Genomic DNA, 15568 nt, shown 5'->3' on the forward strand with positions numbered 1-15568 from the left:
GGGGATATTCTGCCGCATTGTAGGGAGGACGCGGTGTGTGGACTCGACATGCGCGACGATAGACGCAGGGTGCTGCGCGGGCTGGCCGTAGCGGGCATGTGGGCATTTTCGCGTCCGATTGCCGCCTCGTGGGGCGCTTCGTCTGTGCCGACACCGCTCGATATGGGGCTTCGTGCGCAGGATGCGCTGGAGTCCGGAGACGTAGTGGCCGCCGTGGACATCCTCGAACAGGCCGTTCGCGCCGCGCCGAACGAGCCGTGGCTGTGGGGACTTCTGGGCCGGGCGCACATGGCGGGTGATGACTTCGCGAGGGCAGGGCAGGCTTTTCGCCGTGCGCTGACCCTTGAGCCGACGGACACCTACTCCCGGATGATGCTCGATATGCTCTCGCAGCGGCCTGCCGGTGTACAGGGCGATATGCCGGGCACGCCGGGCGACGCCCCGCTATCGGAACTGGAGCTGCGGGCGCAGGCCGAGCGTCGCGAATTCCTCGAATCGTCGCGAACGCATGAGGGCACGGGGCGCGGCGCGTTCCGCGTGAATCGCATCATGCTTGATCCCGGACACGGCGGCTTCGATTCCGGGGCTGTCGGTCCCGGTGGGCTGAAGGAAAAGGATGTTGCTTTGGATGTGGCCCTGCGCATTCGCTCCATCATGATGCATGACGCTTCCGGCCCCGAGGTGCTTCTGACGCGTTCGGCCGATCATTTTCTGCCGCTTTCGGCACGGACCGCCGCCGCCAATCGGGTTGGCGCGGATATCTTCGTGTCGTTGCACGTCAACGCGGGTGAGCGCCGTGGGGCACGGGGCGTGGAAACCTATTCCTGTTCGGAGGCGGCGTCCGGGCGCGAGGCCGCGCGGCTTGCCCTGTACGAGAATTCCGTGGTGCGTTTCGAGGAGGAGGACGGGCCGCGTCGATTTCTCGAACTGGAGGACATCCTGTTTCGCTTCGAACGGCGGCGGTATTGGGCCGTGAGCGCCGCCGCCGCGTCCCGCATGCAAATGACGCTCGCCGAGGCGCTACCGTGGCCGGACCGTGGGACGCACAGCGCGGATTTTTTCGTGCTGCGCAAGGTGCGTATGCCTGCGCTGCTGCTGGAGACGGGGTTCATTTCCAACCCGGACGAGGAACGACTGCTGCGGGACTCCGCCGTACGTCAGCGCATTGCGCAGGCCGTGGCCGATGGTCTGTTTGCCATGCATGGCTCGGGGATAGGGGCATGAGCGTGTGGCGTTTCGTTTGGTGCGCGGCGGGGGCGCTTGGCGCAGTCCTGCTGGCGTGTGTCGTATCCCTTCATGGGGCGAGCGCTGCGGACGGCGTCGATCCTCTTGTTTTTTCCGGTTCGGACGCGCTGTACCACGGCGAGCTGGAGCGGGCCGAGAAATTGTTTTCGCAGGCCGCGCAGCACAATGTTGGTGACGTCTTCGTGCTCAACCAGTGGGCGGTGGCTGTGGCGCGTCAGGAACGCTTCGCCGAGGCCGGGGAGCTTTTCGCCCGTGTGCTCCGGAGTGATCCGGACAATCTCTTCGCGTTGACGTGGACGGGCATCCTCGCCCTTGAGCGCGGTGACGCGCGGGCCGGAGAGGTCGCTTTCGCACAAGTGCTCACGGCGGACCCCGGCAACGCCAATGCGTTGTATCTGCTCGGCGTGGTGCGGGCGGCGGCCAACGACATGCCCCGCGCCGTGGACCTGTTGCGACGGTCCGCACAGGCCGTGCGCCTGCGGGGTGGCGATCCGGACCTGCATTACCGTCTCGGGTTGGCCTATCGTCGGATGGGCATGCCCGCCAACGCGGAACTGGAGCTTGAGCGGGCCGTGGAGCTGCGGCCCGATTACGGGCTGGCGCTTGTGGAACTGGGCTGGGTACGGCATGCGGCTGGGCGGGGTGACGCCGCCATGGAGGCTTGGATGCGCGCGGCGAATTTGCCCGGACCTGCCGGAGAGGAGGCGAGGGCGAGCATGGCTGCCATTGTGGCGCAGGACGCGCAGCGTGCGGCCGCCGAAGGGAATTTCCAAAGGGCCGACGGACTGTGGCGAGAGGTGCTGCGGTGGGAGCCGAACAATCGCGCGGCCTTGCACCACTTGCGTTGAGCGGCTCCACAAGGTACTCGTTTCGTTGAACCTTGCGCCGAGGCGGACTGCCCCGATGTCCGTACGGATGCTGCATCAATCGAGGAGAACGAATATGAAATGGTTGGCAACGGCCACGATGGTCGTCACGCTTGGGCTGTGGGCGCTGGCTGGACCGGCCGCCGCGCAGGAGGCCGCGCCCGAGGCGACTCTCCCCGCGCAGGAGACCTTTGGTCAGACGATTCCCGAACAGACCATGCCCGTGCAGGCCGCGCCCGGCTCCGTGGACTGGCAGAGCGGACTGGTGACCGCCACCGGCATCGGCGCGCCGCCAGCCAATCCCGCGAATCTCGCGCAGGCGAGGGGCATGGCCAAGCGCGCCGCCACGGTCATCGCCCGCAGGAATCTGCTGGAACTGCTGATGGGCGTGCACATTGATTCCACGTCCACGGTTGAGAACTTCATGGTGTCGAGCGACGTCGTCGTCTCGCGCATTCGCGGGGCGCTCCAGAATTCCCAGATACTCGACACCGCCTACATGTCCGACGGTTCCGTCGAGGTCACGGTGGGGTTGAGCCTGCGTGGTCCGCTGGCCGATGTGTTGCTTCCCACGCAATCCCGGTTCCTGCCGCGGGCGACTATGGTCGCCCGGCCCGCCGTTCCCGCGCCCGCAGCGCCGCAGGCCCCGGCCGTGCAGGATTCCGCCGCCGTCGACGGGCTGCCTGCTGCCGATGCTGCTCCTGCCGCGCCCGTGGTTCCGGCGGGGCCGTTCACGGGCCTCGTGGTGGATGCCCGGGGCCTTGGCGTGCGTCCGGCCATGAGTCCGCGCATTCTCGACGAGAACGGCGTGGAGGTCTACGGCACCGCCGTGGTTGGCCGCGAGTACGCGATTCAACAGGGCATGGCCGGATACGCCAAGGAACTCGACCGCGCCGCCGCCAGTGACCGAGTGGGGCGCAATCCCATGCGCGTCATGGCGCTTCGGGCCGAGGGCGCGGCCTCGACTGATCTTGTTATTTCAAACGACGCGGCGGAGATGATTCGCGCGGCTGCCGAAAGCCCGCAGTATCTCGCGGAGTGCCGCGTCGTCATCGTTCTGGACTAGTTTTCACCCATGCGGCGAAACTCTGGAGGAGTACGCATGCACGCAGTCAGGTCGATTCTCGTTTTCGTTGCTCTTGGTGCGGTGCTCGTGCTGGCCGGTTGCGGCGGACAGGGACCGAGGACTCCGTCCGGGCTGCTTGATAGCCCGGCTCATCACTTCAACAACGGTCTGCGCCTTCTGGATGAGGGCGATGCCGCCGGTGCCGGTGCGCAGTTCGATCTGGCCTTGCAGATGGAGGAGGAATATCCCCCCGCGCTGGCCGGAAAGGGCTATGTATTCGCCCTCGCCGGGGACTTTGACGAGGCGCGCGACCTTATCGACGACGCCCGTGACGCCGCCGATGACGACGATCTGCCCACCGACGTCCGGATGTGGCCGGAGATCATGGACATCCGCACCCTCGCCGCCATGCGCGCGGCAGGAGCCCTTGACCGCGATGACTACATGGACGAGGTCGCGGAGATTCTCGACCGTGGTCTCGAAATCGACGCACTGTCCCCGGCGCTGCATTTCTGGGCTGGCGAGGCCTATGTGCAGGCGCTGGAATTTCCCGAGGCAGAGCGGATGTTCGCCCGTGTGCTCCAGCTCGATAGGGGCTACATGGACCGCGCGCGCGAGCGCTGGCGCGTGGTGCAGGACGTGAACCGCGCCGAGCCGGGGACCGTGGTAGGCAAGCGCGTGGCGCTGGTTCGTGCTATTTCCCGCGCCGATCTTGCGGCGCTGTTGGTGGAGGAGCTTGACGTGGCGCGTTTCTACAGCGTCACGGGGCAGCCGCGTGTCGAGCCGTTCGCCACTCCGGACCAGAAGCGCGCGAAGCTGGCCCTCGACACGGCCAACGCGGTGACGGACATCGCCGGACACCCGCTGCGCTCCGACATCGACAAGGTGCTTAATTTCGGGGTCAAGGGACTCGATCTCTACCCGGACCGCAGTTTCCGCCCCAATGACATCGTTACCCGCGCCGAGGCGGCCATGGTCTTCGAGGACGTCATCGTTCGGGCCACCGGGCGCGACAGGCTGGCCACGGAGTTCATCGGCATCAAGAGCACCATCGCCGACGTGCGCGGCGATCATCCCGCCTTTAATGCCATCATGCTGTGCACCACGCGCGGCGTGATGGGGACGGACCTTCGCTCCGGGGCGTTTAGGCCACTCGACGGCGTGTCCGGCGTGGATGCGCTGCTTGCCGTGCAGCGGCTCAAGCGTGATCTCGCGCTGTTCTAGCGGCGTAAGGGCAGACATTGCGCGGTGCGGCGACGGGACTCCGGATGCCGCACCGCTTTTCATTCAAACCGAAAAAGTGTAGTTCGCTGGGCCATGAGACATCGCACATTCGTTCTGTTGATCGTTGGGCTGGCGCTTGTCGCTGCCGCGTTTCCCTGTGTTTCCTCCGCGTTTGCGGCGGAGGTCGCCGTCTCCTGGCGGCCGGATGACGAACAGTCCACCATTCGCGGGCGCGCAGACGCGCTCGGTGCCGGTTTCGTCCGCGCCGTGCATGCCGATGCGCTGGCGCTTCTGCCGGGCGAGCTGTCCGAGGAGCGTAGCGCCCTCCTGCGCGAGCGTCTCGCCGTGACGGCGCGCGACTACGTGCAGAGCTATTCCGAACTCGGCTTCGAGGAGTCCGAGGATGGCGAGGGCCGTCTGAAGACCCTGCGTCTCGACGTGACTGTGAATCGGCCCGCCCTCAAGAAGGAACTCAAGCGCCTCGGCGTGTTCTACACCGTGCGTGGCACCCGTCCCTTCGAGCTGCGCCTGTCCGGCGACGCGTCCGGCGCATGGGCTGAGTTGGGACGTTTGCAGAGCCTTACCGGCGTGTATGCGCGAACCGGGGCGGAGCCGCTGGTGAGTCTCGTTTTTGGCGAGGACGGCCTGTGGAGCGGAACCATTTCGTCTGCCGACGAATCGTGGACCGAGGTGGACAAGGAGCTTGATGCGCTGTGGATTCGCCTGTGGGCGCACCACTTCACCCGGCCCGGCGCCGATGCCGGAATGCTGACCTCGCTGACGCTGACGGTGCGCGGATGGTATGCCGCTGATGGAGTGAAGGGGTTCGATGCGGAACTCTCCACGTGGGAGAAGGCGCGCGAGTCCGCCGAACTCGTCAGGGTGGACATGCTGCCCGATGGTATCGCCGCCATGTGGAAGGTGACCACCCTTGACCGTGACGCACTCGTTGCGCGTCTTGATGCGTATCTCCCTTCGCGCGGACTTTCCTATTCCTTCGAAGCCTTGCCTTGACGCCTTTTCCTGTATAATGAATGGAGTGAATCGCGTGGATGCTTCCGCAACGGCGGAACATCCACCTTTCCTCCTTCATGTTTCATGCGGGGAAGGCAATGCAGTTCCGAGAGAACAACTGGACCATTCCCAATATCCTCACTGTGACGAGGATACTGCTCACACCGGGCTTCGTGATGTCCTTCATCGGCGGGCAGGTGGACATGGCGCTGGCGCTGTTCACCCTTGCCGGGGTGACTGACGCGGCGGACGGCCTGCTGGCGCGCGTGCTGCATCAGCGGACGCGGCTTGGGGCCATGCTCGATCCACTCGCCGACAAGGTGCTCATCAGCTCGGCGTTTCTCTGCCTCGGCATCTCCGGCTGGGTGCCGGCGTGGCTGGTGGTGATGGTCATAAGCCGTGACCTCATCATCGTCGGCGGGCTGGCGCTTCTGACTTTCTGGGGCGTGGACATCCGGCGCGAGATTCATCCCTCGTGGCTCAGCAAGTTCAACACCACCGGGCAGATCGGCCTGACCTTCCTGATTCTCGTGCGACAGGTGGGGCTGTTCTCCTTGCCCTACGTCGTGGAGTTTCTGGTTTACGCGGTGGCGATCATGACCGCCCTGACCGGCATCGATTACGTGATGCGCGGGCTGGCGCTGTTTCCGAGTAACGGGGACGGTGAGAGTGGGGCGGCGTAGATTGATGCGGCGCGAAGGTCGCAGTGGGGTGGCGACGGATTTTTGGACGGTCGGCGTTCGGCACGATATGCGAAAAGCAAACAGGCCCGGTCGCCGCAAGGTGGCCGGGCCTGTTTATCGCTGGAAAAACGAAGGAAACGCTAGGCGTTGTCCTTGTCTTCTTCCTTTTCCTTCTTGGGGGTTACGTCGATTTCGCTGGGTTCGGTGGTGGCCTTCTTGAAGTTCGAGATGGCCTGGCCGATGCCGCCGCCGATTTCGGGCAGCTTCTTGGCACCGAAGATCACCAGCACGATAACGAGAATAATCAGGAGCTCCCAGATTCCTAATCCGCCGATCATTGCAATGCCTCCGTGTGAGTATTGTCTGTGCCTATACACTTGGCAAAATGCGAGGTCAAGGCAGCGCCGGGCTGGAGATGGCACCGAAAATGGCTTGAAATTTCGGGCGATCCCTGAAAGATTTTGCCCATCGATCCGCCCTGTTGGGGCGGGATCTCATGTCCCATGCCGCAACGGGAGATTGCCGTGGACGAGAACAACAACATTCGGCGGTTGCCGGGTGACCGCTGCATGTACTTTCGCATGGGGCGCTGCCTGTACGAGGAGATGGCCAATCCCGGCTATCACGAACGCTTCCGGTGTTCCATGCTTTCCAATCTGGAAAACGCCTACGACGATTTTCTCGACAGGGCCGAGGCCTTCAACCTTGACGAGGAACTTGCCGGACGCATCTGGCAGACATTTCTCGAACGCTTCGTCCGCACCGGCATCGACTGCCCGGACTACGTCCCCGGCGAATGGGAAGGCGTGGCCGGCTGCGCGTTGGCGCTGGGCTTTCTGTGTCTCAAGGCGCTGCCCGAGTGCGAGGGCCAGTGCTCCCGTTTTCGCACCCCGTCGCGCGGGGTGCGCGATGGTCGAAACGACGACAACATCTGAACACTCAAGGTGACTCCGATATGAACACGAAACGCAGGTTCATCTGTTTTCCCGAGATGCATTCGCCGGAAGGCCCGCAGGGCGTGCCCGCCGGGGCTGTTCTGTTCGATCCCGGCATCGGCCGCCCTGAGCCGGAGTTCCGCTACGCACCCGAGGCCCTTCCGCTGGACAGGCAAACCGCCGGGCAGTGGCTGGGACAGGCCACCGGCTACGCCGAGATGTTCCGCACGCCCGGAGATATGCGCGCCTTTGCCGCCAGCAGCGAGGATTTCTTTTCCGGCTCCACCATGGACATCGCCAGCGAACTGTTCGCCATGGACGCCGCCACGAATGGTCGCAAGGCCGAGGAGGGCCGCAAGGCCGCGCTCAAGGCGCAGGCCGTGCTGCTTTTGGCGTGGGTGCGCGAACAGCGCCTGCGCGAGCTTGGCTCGCTCGACACCGGTCTCGACAGCGCGTGGGAGAAGTTCGACATGACCGTGGGGCTGGACCCCGAGGATCGCGATGAACTTGAGCACATCGACGCCGACGATTTCACCGCCCTTGGCGACGTGTCGCCCTACGGTGAGGATGATTCGTGGAAGGGCGTGCTCGAATCCATGCTGTTCTTCCTTGGCACGGACGATGTCCTGCTTGTGCGGGAGCCGAACGTCCTTGCCATGTGGGGTGAGATGGGCATAGAGCTTGCCCCCGCCACGCCCGAACTGGCCGCCGCCGCGCAGGCCATGGGGCTTGGCGACGGCGACAGCCTCGCCATGGTGACGTGCCCCGGCTACCGTCTTGCGGGCAGGACTTCCGAGCCTGCGGACATGCCTTGGCTTGCCGCTGAACGCACGGTTCTCGTTGCGCTTGGCGATTGATGATTGACCGCCGCCTTCGGGCGGCATGAACGACAGGATGGACACATGTTTCTGTGCAACGACTTCTGTGGACTGGATTTCCTCAAGGGCCTCAAGGGCATCGTCTTCGATTGCGATGGCGTGCTTTTCGATACGATGGGCCTGAACCGCCGCTTCTATAATCTCATCCGCGAGCGGCTGGGTATGCCCCCGATGAACGAGGACGAGGAGAACTACGTCCACGCCCATGCCGTGCGCGAATCCATTGCCTACATCACTCCGGCCGAGCGCGAGGAAGAGGTCCGCGAGGTGTGGAAGAGCATCGACTATCGCGAGCTGATTCCCGCCATGGTGCCCTCGCCGGGGCTTTATGAGCTGCTGCCCACGCTGCGTTCCGCCGGCCTGCGCATGGCCGTCTACACCAATCGCACCAACACCATGGAGATGGTTCTGGACCGCTTCGACCTCGCCCAGTACTTCGAACTGGTCGTCACCGCGGGTAACGTGACGCCCAAGCCCCATCCGGAAGGCATGTACCACATCCTCGGCTCGTGGAACGTGCAGCCGACCGAGATCGCCTACGTCGGCGACACCTCCATTGATGCCGAGGTCGCGGAGTCCGCGGGCGTGCCGTTCTGGGCGTACAGGAACGAACTGCTCAAGGCGGACATGTTTCTGAACGATTTCTGGAGCCTTCGCCGCTGCGTGATGCGTGCGGCCGGGAACGGCGGCGTGCTGGGAAAAAACGGAAAGCGCCCCCACTTCTTCGCGTAGGGAAATTAACCCTTGATACTTCAGTGGGGATATGCGAACAATTTTTTACCCGCGACTCCATTGATTTTTCTGGAGAGCGTTTGAAATTCCTGGAGGAATGATGGGTCCGATCTTCAACGGATTGATTTTCGTTATCCTGATGGCGCTGAATCTCTACAAGTGGATCGTCATCATTTCGGCTTTGGTGTCCTGGGTGCGCCCCGATCCCTACAACCCCGTCGTGCGCTTCCTGCGCGGCGCCACGGAGCCGGTTTTCTACCGCGTGCGCCGTTGGCTGCCCTTCGTGTTCGTGGGCGGGGTGGATCTCTCCCCCATCGTGGTTATTTTCGCCATAATCTTCCTTGAGATCGTCATCAAGGGCTACGTTCCCATGGCCATGATGTAGGCAAAGGAGACCTGCATGTCGGTTTCGAAAATTGATATTCTCAACAAGGCGTTCGGGCGGTCGTTTCGCGGCTACACCTGCGCGGAGGTCGATGCCTTCCTGCAGGAGATCGCGGACTCCCTGGGCGAGTTGTCCGAAACCAACAAGGCGCTGGAGGACCGCATCGCGATGCTTGATCAGGCTCTGGCCGAGCATCGCGGAAGGGAGCAGACCCTGCGGGACACCCTCGTCACGACGCAGCGGATGGTGGACGAGTTGAAGGCCACCGCCCAGCGCGAGGCGCAGCTCATCATCGACGCCGCCAACGCCAAGGCCGAGGCCCTGCTCAATCAGGCGCACAATCGGCTGGCGCAGATACACGGCGACATCTCGGAGCTGAAGAAGCAGCGGACGCAATTCGAAGTGAAGCTGCGCTCCATAGTCGAGGCCCATCTTCGCATGATGGAGCTCGACAAGGAGGAGGAGGAGACGCTCGACGCCGCCGAGCAGAAACTGAAATTCATACAGAAGGCGGGCGCTTAGTCCGCCTTTTTGTTTTCCGCCAATAGATGATCGAATGACGCAGCCCGAGTATGTGCGCAGAAAGAACGACGATTGCTGGGAGCTGGACGTGTGGGTCCAGCCCGGAGCCAAGCGCAGCGAGGTGGATGGCATCCACGATGGCTGCCTGAAGGTCCGGCTCATGGCCCCGGCAGTGGAGAACAAGGCCAACAAGGCGTTGACGGAATTTCTGGCATCCACGTTCGGCGTAAGAAAGGGTAACATCCGGATAGCCAAAGGCGAGAAAAGCCGCCGGAAGACGATAGTGCTTGAAACAGGATCCGAACCCCAGTGGCCCGTGTGACGCCCGGGGTGAGACGATAGGAACCATAAGTCAAAAGGAGTAGGCTCATGGAAAAGAAGGATCTTGAAATCATCGCTCAGCTTTCCGACAAGAATCCCGAGATTAAGATTCTTTGGGAGGAGCACCAGCTTTACGAGAAGCAGCTCGATAAGCTTGAGAAGAAGGCCTACCGGACACCCGAGGAAGATCGCGTCATAAAGGACCTCAAGAAGAAGAAGCTTTCGGGCAAGACCAGACTCCAGACTATTCTCGACAGGCTTCAGGCGGAGGCATGATATGGAGCTGACCGGGGCACAGATACTGCTTGAGAGTCTGAAGAAGGAAGGGGTGGACAGCATCTTCGGTTTTCCGGGGGGTGCCGTCATCGACATCTACGACGAAATCCCCAAGCATCCCGAGATTACCCACTATCTCGTCAGACACGAGCAGGGCGCCATTCACGCCGCAGACGGATACGCCCGCGCCACCGGCAAGGTGGGCGTGTGTCTCGTCACCTCTGGCCCCGGAGCCACCAACACCGTTACGGGCATCGCCAATGCCTACATGGATTCCATTCCGGTGGTCATCTTCACCGGGCAGGTCCCTTCCAGCCTCATCGGAAACGACGCCTTCCAGGAAGTGGACATCGTGGGCATCACCCGCCCATGCACCAAGCACAACTACCTCGTGAAGGACGTCGAGGATTTGGCCCGCGTCATCAAGGAAGCATTCTACCTCGCGCGGACCGGGCGTCCCGGTCCCGTGCTGGTGGATCTGCCCAAGGACGTCGCGCAGGCCAGAACCGAATACCGCTACCCTCGCTCGTGCAAGCTGCGCAGTTACCGGCCCACCGTCGAACCCAACCGCAAGCAGCTTTCCAAGGCGTTGGACCTCGTCCGTGCCGCCGAAAAACCGCTGTTCTACGCGGGTGGGGGAGTCATCAGTTCCGATGCTCATGCGGAACTGACGTGGCTGGCCCACAATCTGCGCATTCCGGTGACCACGACACTCATGGGGCTTGGAGCCTTTCCCGGTGACGACCCGCTGTTCCTCGGCATGCTCGGCATGCATGGGACATATGCCGCCAATCGCGCGGTGCAGGAATGCGATCTGCTCATTGCCGTCGGTGCCCGTTTCGATGACCGCGTCACCGGCAGAGTCTCGTCCTTCGCGCCCAATGCGAAGGTGGTCCACATCGACGTGGACCCCACATCCATCCGCAAGAACGTTTCCGTGGACGTGCCCATCGTCGCCGACTGCGCAGCAACGCTCAAAGCCTTGAAGCAGGACGTGGCCGAGGGTCTTTCACAGGAGGGATTCGTCCGGGATCACACCCCGTGGCTCGAACGCCTCGCCGAGTGGGGGCAGCGCCATCCGCTCACCTACAACGGCGCAAATGGTACGATAATCAAGCCCCAGCAGGTCGTGGAGACCCTCTATGACCTCACGGGCGGAAACGCCATCATCTCCACCGAGGTGGGGCAGAACCAGATGTGGGCGGCGCAGTTCTTCAGATATCGCCGTCCGCGTACGCTTCTCACATCAGGCGGCCTGGGCACGATGGGCTTCGGTTTTCCGGCGGCCATCGGCGCTCAGGTCGCCTTTCCCGGCGAACTGGTCATAGACATCGCCGGGGACGGCTCCATCCAAATGAACATTCAGGAGCTGGCCACGGCCGTGTGCTATGGCCTGCCGGTCAAGATCATCATCCTGAACAACGGCTATCTGGGCATGGTCCGCCAGTGGCAGGAACTGTTCTACGCCCGGAACTACTGCGCCACCTGCATGGATTTCGCTCCGGACTTCGTGAAGCTGGCCGAGGCCTACGGCGCGTCCGGCTTCCGCATCACCCGTCCGGAGGAGCTGCGCCCCGTGCTCAAGGAGGCCATCGAGCTTCCCCGCACGGTCATCGTGGACGTGCATGTCGCCCCCGAGGAGAACGTGTATCCGATGGTGCCCGCAGGCGCATCGCTCAACGAAATGCTTCTGGTGTAGGGAGAATCGATGCGACACGTACTCAGCATTCTGGTTGAAAACGAGCCCGGCGTTCTTTCGAGGGTGTCCGGTCTGTTCAGCGGCCGTGGCTTCAACATCGAGTCGCTCAACGTCGGCCCCACTCTGGAGCCGGGCGTTTCTCTCATGACCATTACCACTGTGGGCGAAAACGCCATCATCGAGCAGATCATCAAGCAGTTGCGCAAGGTGGTCACGGTGATCAAGGTGGTGGATATGCTCGACTGCAAGGCCGTGGAGCGTGAAATGGTGCTGGTGAAGGTCAACGCGACGGAGACGAACCGTGCGGAAATCTTGCGTATTTCCGACATCTTCCGTTGCAAGGTCGTGGACGTGAGCCACGACGAGATGACCATCGAGGCCACTGGCGACAAGGACAAGGTAGGGGCGGTAGTAGCCATGCTACAGCGTTTCGGCATCAAGGAAATTGCCCGGACCGGTACGGTTGCCATGCGCAGAAGCATGCAGTAACCTTGGATGAGTCGCCGGGCAGTGGACCCGGCGAAGACATCCCGATTTTACGGAAATCAGTCGCCGGGGGGTGCCGGTGGCTGATTTTTCGTCTCGACATGGGGACACAACAGCAACACGAAAAGAGGATACCAATGCAGATTTATTACGAGAAGGACGCCAACCTCGAACTGCTCAAGGGCAAGACCATTGCCGTCATCGGTTACGGAAGCCAGGGCCATGCCCACGCGCAGAACCTGCGCGATTCCGGCCTTGAGGTCATCATTGGTCAGCGTCCCGGCGGCCGTAACTACGAGCTCGCCCGCGAGCATGGCTTCGAGCCTGTGAGCGCCGCCGAGGCCGCCGCCAAGGCCGACGTGATCATGATCCTGCTGCCCGATCAGGTGCAGGCGAAGGTCTACCGCGAGGACATCCTGCCGAACCTCAAGCCCGGCAACGTCATTTTCTTCGCCCACGGCTTCAACATCCACTATGGCCAGATCGTGCCGCCCGCGGATGTGGACGTGGTCATGGTCGCCCCCAAGGGTCCCGGCCACCTCGTGCGCCGCGTGTACACCGAGGGCGGCGGCGTGCCCTGCCTGTTCGCCGTGCATCAGGACGCCTCCGGCAAGGCTCGCGACATCGCGCTTGCCTACGCCAAGGGCATCGGCGGCGCGCGTTCCGGCGTTATCGAGACCACCTTCAAGGAAGAGACCGAAACTGACCTCTTCGGCGAGCAGGTGGTGCTGTGCGGTGGCCTGTCCCAGCTCATCCAGCGCGGCTTCGAGACGCTGGTCGAGGCCGGATACCAGCCCGAGATCGCCTACTTTGAATGCCTGCACGAGGTGAAGCTCATCGTTGACCTCATCTACGAGGGCGGCCTCGCCAACATGCGCTACTCCATCTCCGACACCGCCGAATACGGCGACTTCACCCGCGGTCCGCGCATCGTGACCGAGGAGACCAAGAAGGAGATGAAGAAGTGCCTGGCCGAGATTCAGGACGGCCGCTTCGCCAAGGAGTTCATCCTTGAGAACCTCGCCGGTCAGCCCCAGATGCACGCCATGCGCAAGCAGACCGCCGAGCACAAGATCGAGCAGGTCGGCGCGCAGCTGCGCGGCATGATGTCCTGGCTCAAGAAGTAGCAAACGGGCCACGGCCCTTCGCTCCAATCACCAAATGTGGCGGGGGCCGCGTCCCAATGCGGATGCGGCCCCCTTTTTCGCGGCGCGGTCTGCCCGCGCCGACATGGATTGCACGCGCCATCCCCCGTGTTGCCCTTTCCGTCGGAACCCGGCGTGCGGCATGCGTGGATGGGCGTGGTGGTGCGTATGACACGGACAACAGGGACAAACGTCGCGCGGCTGTGGACCGCTCCGGGTTTCGCCGATGTTCGGCTGTTGGCTGCGAGTTTCACCTCGTACGCCTATGAGCCGCATGTGCACGACGAGTACGTGCTCGGCGTCGTGGAGTGGGGCGTGCAGCGTTTCCTGCATCGCGACGATACGCGCTTCGCCTCGGCCGGAACCCTGTACACCATCAATCCCGGCGACGTGCATGCCGGGCGTGCCGAGATGGAAAGCGGCTACGCCTATCGCGCCGCGTACGTGAGTGCGGATTTCCTGCGCGAGGCCTTCGCCGGGCATCCGCTGGCCGATGCGCCGCTGCTTTTCGCGGCACCCGATGTGCGCGACCTTGAATTGGCTGGGCGCTTCGACCGGGCCTTGACGCTTCTGGAAGCGCCGGGATCTGACCTGCTGGCGGCGCAGTCCGCCTTCATCCTGACCTTGCGTGATCTTTTCGCCCGCCATGCCCGCGCCGCAGCCGCAGACGGTCTGATTCGCGGCGGGGCCGCGCAGGCGGGGCGTCTTGTCGAATATCTGCGGACCCATGCCGCCGAGGGTGTGAGCCTCGATGATCTCGCCGCTGTGGCCGGGCTGTCCAAGTATCATGCCCTGCGCGTGTTCAAGGCGGCGACGGGTCTGTCGCCGCATGCCTATCTCGTCCAGCGGCGCGTGGAACTCGCGCGGCGCGCCATGGAGGACGGAGCCACCCCCGCCGAGGCCGCCCTTGCCTCGGGCTTTGCCGATCAGAGCCACATGACGCGGCGCTTCAAGGCCATGCATGGCGTCACTCCTGGTGCGTATCGACGACAGATCGTGCGCCCGTAGCAATTTCGTTCAAGAAATTTCCGACCGACCAGCCTATCACGTTCCTCAAGGAGGAAATGATGAAGAAAGGTTTCGTGGATGGCATCCGCGCGACATTGCCCGTGTCCGCCAGCGTTGCGGCCTATGGAAGCGTGCTTGGCGTTTTGGCCGCGCACAAGGGCGTCGCGTGGGGTGTGCTCATGCTGATGAACGTGATGGTCTTTGCGGGGTCGTCGCAGTTCGTCATGCTCGATATGTGGAACGCGCCGCTTCCGTATGCGGAAATGGCGCTGGCCGTGCTGGTGGTCAACATGCGCTATCTTCTGGCCGGAGCCTCGCTGGAGCCGCTGTTTCGGGAGTCGTCCGTGGCGCGCAAGCTCATGTCCGCGCATCTCGTCACCGACGAGAGCTGGGCCGTGACCATGGTCGCGTGGAAGCGCGGCGAGGCGACGGTGCCTTATCTCGTTGGGGGCGGCCTTTGTGTGCTGACGGCGTGGTGCGCCGGGACCATGGTCGGCGAGGCCTTCGGGTCCATCGTGGACAATCCCGAGGCGCTGGCACTCGACTTTGCATTCACGGCGGTGTTTACCGCGCTGGCCGTCAGCCTGTGGCGCGGGCGTAGCGACGCCCTGCCGTGGATCGTGGCGCTTGCGGTGTCCATCATCAGCGCGCAGGCGCTGCCGGGAAAGTGGTACATCGTCGTCGGTGCCGTGGCTGGTGCGCTGGTCGCCATGCTGATGCCGGAGAAGGAGGAAGGCGCACATGCAACTGACTGAGTCCATGATGTTCGGTGCCATTGCCCTGTGCGCGCTGGTGACCTATTCGCTCCGGGCCGGGGGGCTGCTGCTTGCCGAGCGGTTGCCGCAGTCGGGCCGCATCCGTAAGGCCATGGACGCCCTGCCGGGGACGATCATGGTGTCGCTGGTCGCTCCGTCGGTGTTTGCCGCCGGTGCGGGAGGAATGGCTGGTGCCGCGTTGACCGTTCTCGTGGCGTGGCGCACGGGCAACGTGTTCGTTGCCATGCTCGCCGGAATGGCCGTAGTGGCGGTGGAAAGGAATTTTCTGGTCTAGGCGGGATGGCGCGGGCGATGCCCGCACGTTCCG

Annotated in this window: 20 protein-coding genes; 19 read left to right on the plus strand and 1 reads right to left on the minus strand. The window is 63.4% G+C overall.

Features of this window, described 5'->3' with window-relative positions; all coding sequences use genetic code 11:
• The first annotated feature begins 48 nt into the window (after positions 1 to 48).
• The 6 genes from GGQ74_RS01380 to GGQ74_RS01405 all read left to right on the plus strand — a co-directional run bounded on the left by GGQ74_RS01380 (position 49) and on the right by GGQ74_RS01405 (position 6098).
• Complete coding sequence (locus GGQ74_RS01380) at positions 49 to 1224, plus strand: N-acetylmuramoyl-L-alanine amidase (RefSeq protein WP_167939757.1); 1176 nt, start codon at positions 49 to 51, stop codon at positions 1222 to 1224.
• Positions 1221 to 2093: a tetratricopeptide repeat protein gene (locus tag GGQ74_RS01385; RefSeq protein WP_167939758.1), complete on the plus strand. Its 873-nt coding sequence runs from the start codon at positions 1221 to 1223 to the stop codon at positions 2091 to 2093. Before GGQ74_RS01380 ends, GGQ74_RS01385 begins: the two co-directional genes overlap by 4 nt.
• 94 nt (positions 2094 to 2187) lie before the next feature.
• Positions 2188 to 3177, plus strand: coding sequence for a hypothetical protein (locus GGQ74_RS01390; protein ID WP_167939759.1), 990 nt, complete (start codon positions 2188 to 2190; stop codon positions 3175 to 3177).
• Positions 3178 to 3213: 36 nt separating this feature from the next.
• A complete protein-coding gene (locus tag GGQ74_RS01395; protein WP_209280045.1) occupies positions 3214 to 4401 on the plus strand; it encodes an S-layer homology domain-containing protein in 1188 nt (395 codons plus the stop codon).
• A 93-nt stretch (positions 4402 to 4494) separates the two neighbouring features.
• Complete coding sequence (locus GGQ74_RS01400; protein WP_167939761.1) at positions 4495 to 5415, plus strand: hypothetical protein; 921 nt, start codon at positions 4495 to 4497, stop codon at positions 5413 to 5415.
• A gap of 98 nt (positions 5416 to 5513) precedes the next feature.
• On the plus strand, positions 5514 to 6098 hold the full coding sequence (locus tag GGQ74_RS01405; RefSeq protein ID WP_167939762.1) for a CDP-alcohol phosphatidyltransferase family protein: 585 nt from the start codon (positions 5514 to 5516) through the stop codon (positions 6096 to 6098).
• Positions 6099 to 6238: 140 nt separating this feature from the next.
• On the opposite strand, the gene tatA is transcribed toward GGQ74_RS01405, so the two are convergent.
• Positions 6239 to 6436 (minus strand): twin-arginine translocase TatA/TatE family subunit, encoded by a 198-nt coding sequence (tatA, locus tag GGQ74_RS01410; protein WP_209280046.1) that lies wholly within the window; start codon positions 6434 to 6436, stop codon positions 6239 to 6241.
• Between the two features lie 186 nt (positions 6437 to 6622).
• Here tatA and GGQ74_RS01415 point away from each other — a divergent pair, with 186 nt between their 5' ends.
• The 13 genes from GGQ74_RS01415 (at position 6623) to GGQ74_RS01475 (ending at position 15535) form a co-directional block, all read left to right on the plus strand.
• Positions 6623 to 7033, plus strand: a complete 411-nt coding sequence (locus GGQ74_RS01415; protein WP_342448565.1) for a hypothetical protein — start codon at positions 6623 to 6625, stop codon at positions 7031 to 7033.
• 20 nt (positions 7034 to 7053) lie between these two features.
• Positions 7054 to 7890, plus strand: coding sequence for a hypothetical protein (locus GGQ74_RS01420; protein WP_167939763.1), 837 nt, complete (start codon positions 7054 to 7056; stop codon positions 7888 to 7890).
• Between the two features lie 45 nt (positions 7891 to 7935).
• Positions 7936 to 8643 (plus strand): HAD family hydrolase, encoded by a 708-nt coding sequence (locus tag GGQ74_RS01425; protein ID WP_167939764.1) that lies wholly within the window; start codon positions 7936 to 7938, stop codon positions 8641 to 8643.
• Between the two features lie 100 nt (positions 8644 to 8743).
• The gene (locus GGQ74_RS01430) at positions 8744 to 9028 is read left to right on the plus strand and encodes a YggT family protein (RefSeq protein WP_209280047.1); all 285 of its coding nucleotides are present in this window, start codon (positions 8744 to 8746) and stop codon (positions 9026 to 9028) included.
• A gap of 15 nt (positions 9029 to 9043) precedes the next feature.
• Positions 9044 to 9550 carry a DivIVA domain-containing protein gene (locus GGQ74_RS01435; protein ID WP_167939766.1) on the plus strand — a complete coding sequence of 169 codons (507 nt, stop codon included), beginning with the start codon at positions 9044 to 9046 and terminating at the stop codon, positions 9548 to 9550.
• A 34-nt stretch (positions 9551 to 9584) separates the two neighbouring features.
• Entirely contained in the window at positions 9585 to 9872 is a 288-nt protein-coding gene (locus tag GGQ74_RS01440; protein ID WP_167939767.1) for a DUF167 domain-containing protein, read from the plus strand.
• Positions 9873 to 9919: 47 nt separating this feature from the next.
• A complete protein-coding gene (locus GGQ74_RS01445) occupies positions 9920 to 10147 on the plus strand; it encodes a DUF465 domain-containing protein (RefSeq protein ID WP_167939768.1) in 228 nt (75 codons plus the stop codon).
• A gap of 1 nt (position 10148) precedes the next feature.
• A complete protein-coding gene (gene ilvB, locus GGQ74_RS01450) occupies positions 10149 to 11846 on the plus strand; it encodes a biosynthetic-type acetolactate synthase large subunit (RefSeq protein ID WP_167939769.1) in 1698 nt (565 codons plus the stop codon).
• Positions 11847 to 11855: 9 nt separating this feature from the next.
• Positions 11856 to 12335 carry an acetolactate synthase small subunit gene (ilvN, locus tag GGQ74_RS01455; RefSeq protein WP_167939770.1) on the plus strand — a complete coding sequence of 160 codons (480 nt, stop codon included), beginning with the start codon at positions 11856 to 11858 and terminating at the stop codon, positions 12333 to 12335.
• A gap of 98 nt (positions 12336 to 12433) precedes the next feature.
• Positions 12434 to 13459 (plus strand): ketol-acid reductoisomerase, encoded by a 1026-nt coding sequence (ilvC, locus tag GGQ74_RS01460; protein WP_167939771.1) that lies wholly within the window; start codon positions 12434 to 12436, stop codon positions 13457 to 13459.
• A gap of 186 nt (positions 13460 to 13645) precedes the next feature.
• Positions 13646 to 14485: an AraC family transcriptional regulator gene (locus tag GGQ74_RS01465; RefSeq protein ID WP_167939772.1), complete on the plus strand. Its 840-nt coding sequence runs from the start codon at positions 13646 to 13648 to the stop codon at positions 14483 to 14485.
• A 56-nt stretch (positions 14486 to 14541) separates the two neighbouring features.
• Positions 14542 to 15240, plus strand: coding sequence for an AzlC family ABC transporter permease (locus GGQ74_RS01470; protein WP_209280048.1), 699 nt, complete (start codon positions 14542 to 14544; stop codon positions 15238 to 15240).
• Entirely contained in the window at positions 15227 to 15535 is a 309-nt protein-coding gene (locus tag GGQ74_RS01475; protein ID WP_167939773.1) for an AzlD family protein, read from the plus strand. Before GGQ74_RS01470 ends, GGQ74_RS01475 begins: the two co-directional genes overlap by 14 nt.
• Positions 15536 to 15568: the final 33 nt, after the last annotated feature.

The organism is Desulfobaculum xiamenense (assembly GCF_011927665.1).
Taxonomy (GTDB): domain Bacteria; phylum Desulfobacterota; class Desulfovibrionia; order Desulfovibrionales; family Desulfovibrionaceae; genus Desulfobaculum; species Desulfobaculum xiamenense.

What these genes read in the sequence shown, in the direction of transcription:
- GGQ74_RS01425 (WP_167939764.1), top strand. Translation starts at nt 7,936, where the DNA reads ATGTTTCTGTGCAACGACTTCTGTGGACTGGATTTCCTCAAGGGCCTC.
- GGQ74_RS01405 (WP_167939762.1), top strand. Translation starts at nt 5,514, where the DNA reads ATGCAGTTCCGAGAGAACAACTGGACCATTCCCAATATCCTCACTGTG.
- GGQ74_RS01445 (WP_167939768.1), top strand. Translation starts at nt 9,920, where the DNA reads ATGGAAAAGAAGGATCTTGAAATCATCGCTCAGCTTTCCGACAAGAAT.
- GGQ74_RS01385 (WP_167939758.1), top strand. Translation starts at nt 1,221, where the DNA reads ATGAGCGTGTGGCGTTTCGTTTGGTGCGCGGCGGGGGCGCTTGGCGCA.
- GGQ74_RS01475 (WP_167939773.1), top strand. Translation starts at nt 15,227, where the DNA reads ATGCAACTGACTGAGTCCATGATGTTCGGTGCCATTGCCCTGTGCGCG.
- tatA (WP_209280046.1), bottom strand. Translation starts at nt 6,436, where the DNA reads ATGATCGGCGGATTAGGAATCTGGGAGCTCCTGATTATTCTCGTTATC.
- GGQ74_RS01440 (WP_167939767.1), top strand. Translation starts at nt 9,585, where the DNA reads ATGACGCAGCCCGAGTATGTGCGCAGAAAGAACGACGATTGCTGGGAG.
- GGQ74_RS01390 (WP_167939759.1), top strand. Translation starts at nt 2,188, where the DNA reads ATGAAATGGTTGGCAACGGCCACGATGGTCGTCACGCTTGGGCTGTGG.
- GGQ74_RS01470 (WP_209280048.1), top strand. Translation starts at nt 14,542, where the DNA reads ATGATGAAGAAAGGTTTCGTGGATGGCATCCGCGCGACATTGCCCGTG.
- GGQ74_RS01430 (WP_209280047.1), top strand. Translation starts at nt 8,744, where the DNA reads ATGGGTCCGATCTTCAACGGATTGATTTTCGTTATCCTGATGGCGCTG.
- GGQ74_RS01400 (WP_167939761.1), top strand. Translation starts at nt 4,495, where the DNA reads ATGAGACATCGCACATTCGTTCTGTTGATCGTTGGGCTGGCGCTTGTC.
- GGQ74_RS01380 (WP_167939757.1), top strand. Translation starts at nt 49, where the DNA reads ATGCGCGACGATAGACGCAGGGTGCTGCGCGGGCTGGCCGTAGCGGGC.
- GGQ74_RS01420 (WP_167939763.1), top strand. Translation starts at nt 7,054, where the DNA reads ATGAACACGAAACGCAGGTTCATCTGTTTTCCCGAGATGCATTCGCCG.
- GGQ74_RS01465 (WP_167939772.1), top strand. Translation starts at nt 13,646, where the DNA reads ATGACACGGACAACAGGGACAAACGTCGCGCGGCTGTGGACCGCTCCG.
- GGQ74_RS01395 (WP_209280045.1), top strand. Translation starts at nt 3,214, where the DNA reads ATGCACGCAGTCAGGTCGATTCTCGTTTTCGTTGCTCTTGGTGCGGTG.
- GGQ74_RS01435 (WP_167939766.1), top strand. Translation starts at nt 9,044, where the DNA reads ATGTCGGTTTCGAAAATTGATATTCTCAACAAGGCGTTCGGGCGGTCG.
- ilvN (WP_167939770.1), top strand. Translation starts at nt 11,856, where the DNA reads ATGCGACACGTACTCAGCATTCTGGTTGAAAACGAGCCCGGCGTTCTT.
- ilvC (WP_167939771.1), top strand. Translation starts at nt 12,434, where the DNA reads ATGGGGACACAACAGCAACACGAAAAGAGGATACCAATGCAGATTTAT.
- ilvB (WP_167939769.1), top strand. Translation starts at nt 10,149, where the DNA reads ATGGAGCTGACCGGGGCACAGATACTGCTTGAGAGTCTGAAGAAGGAA.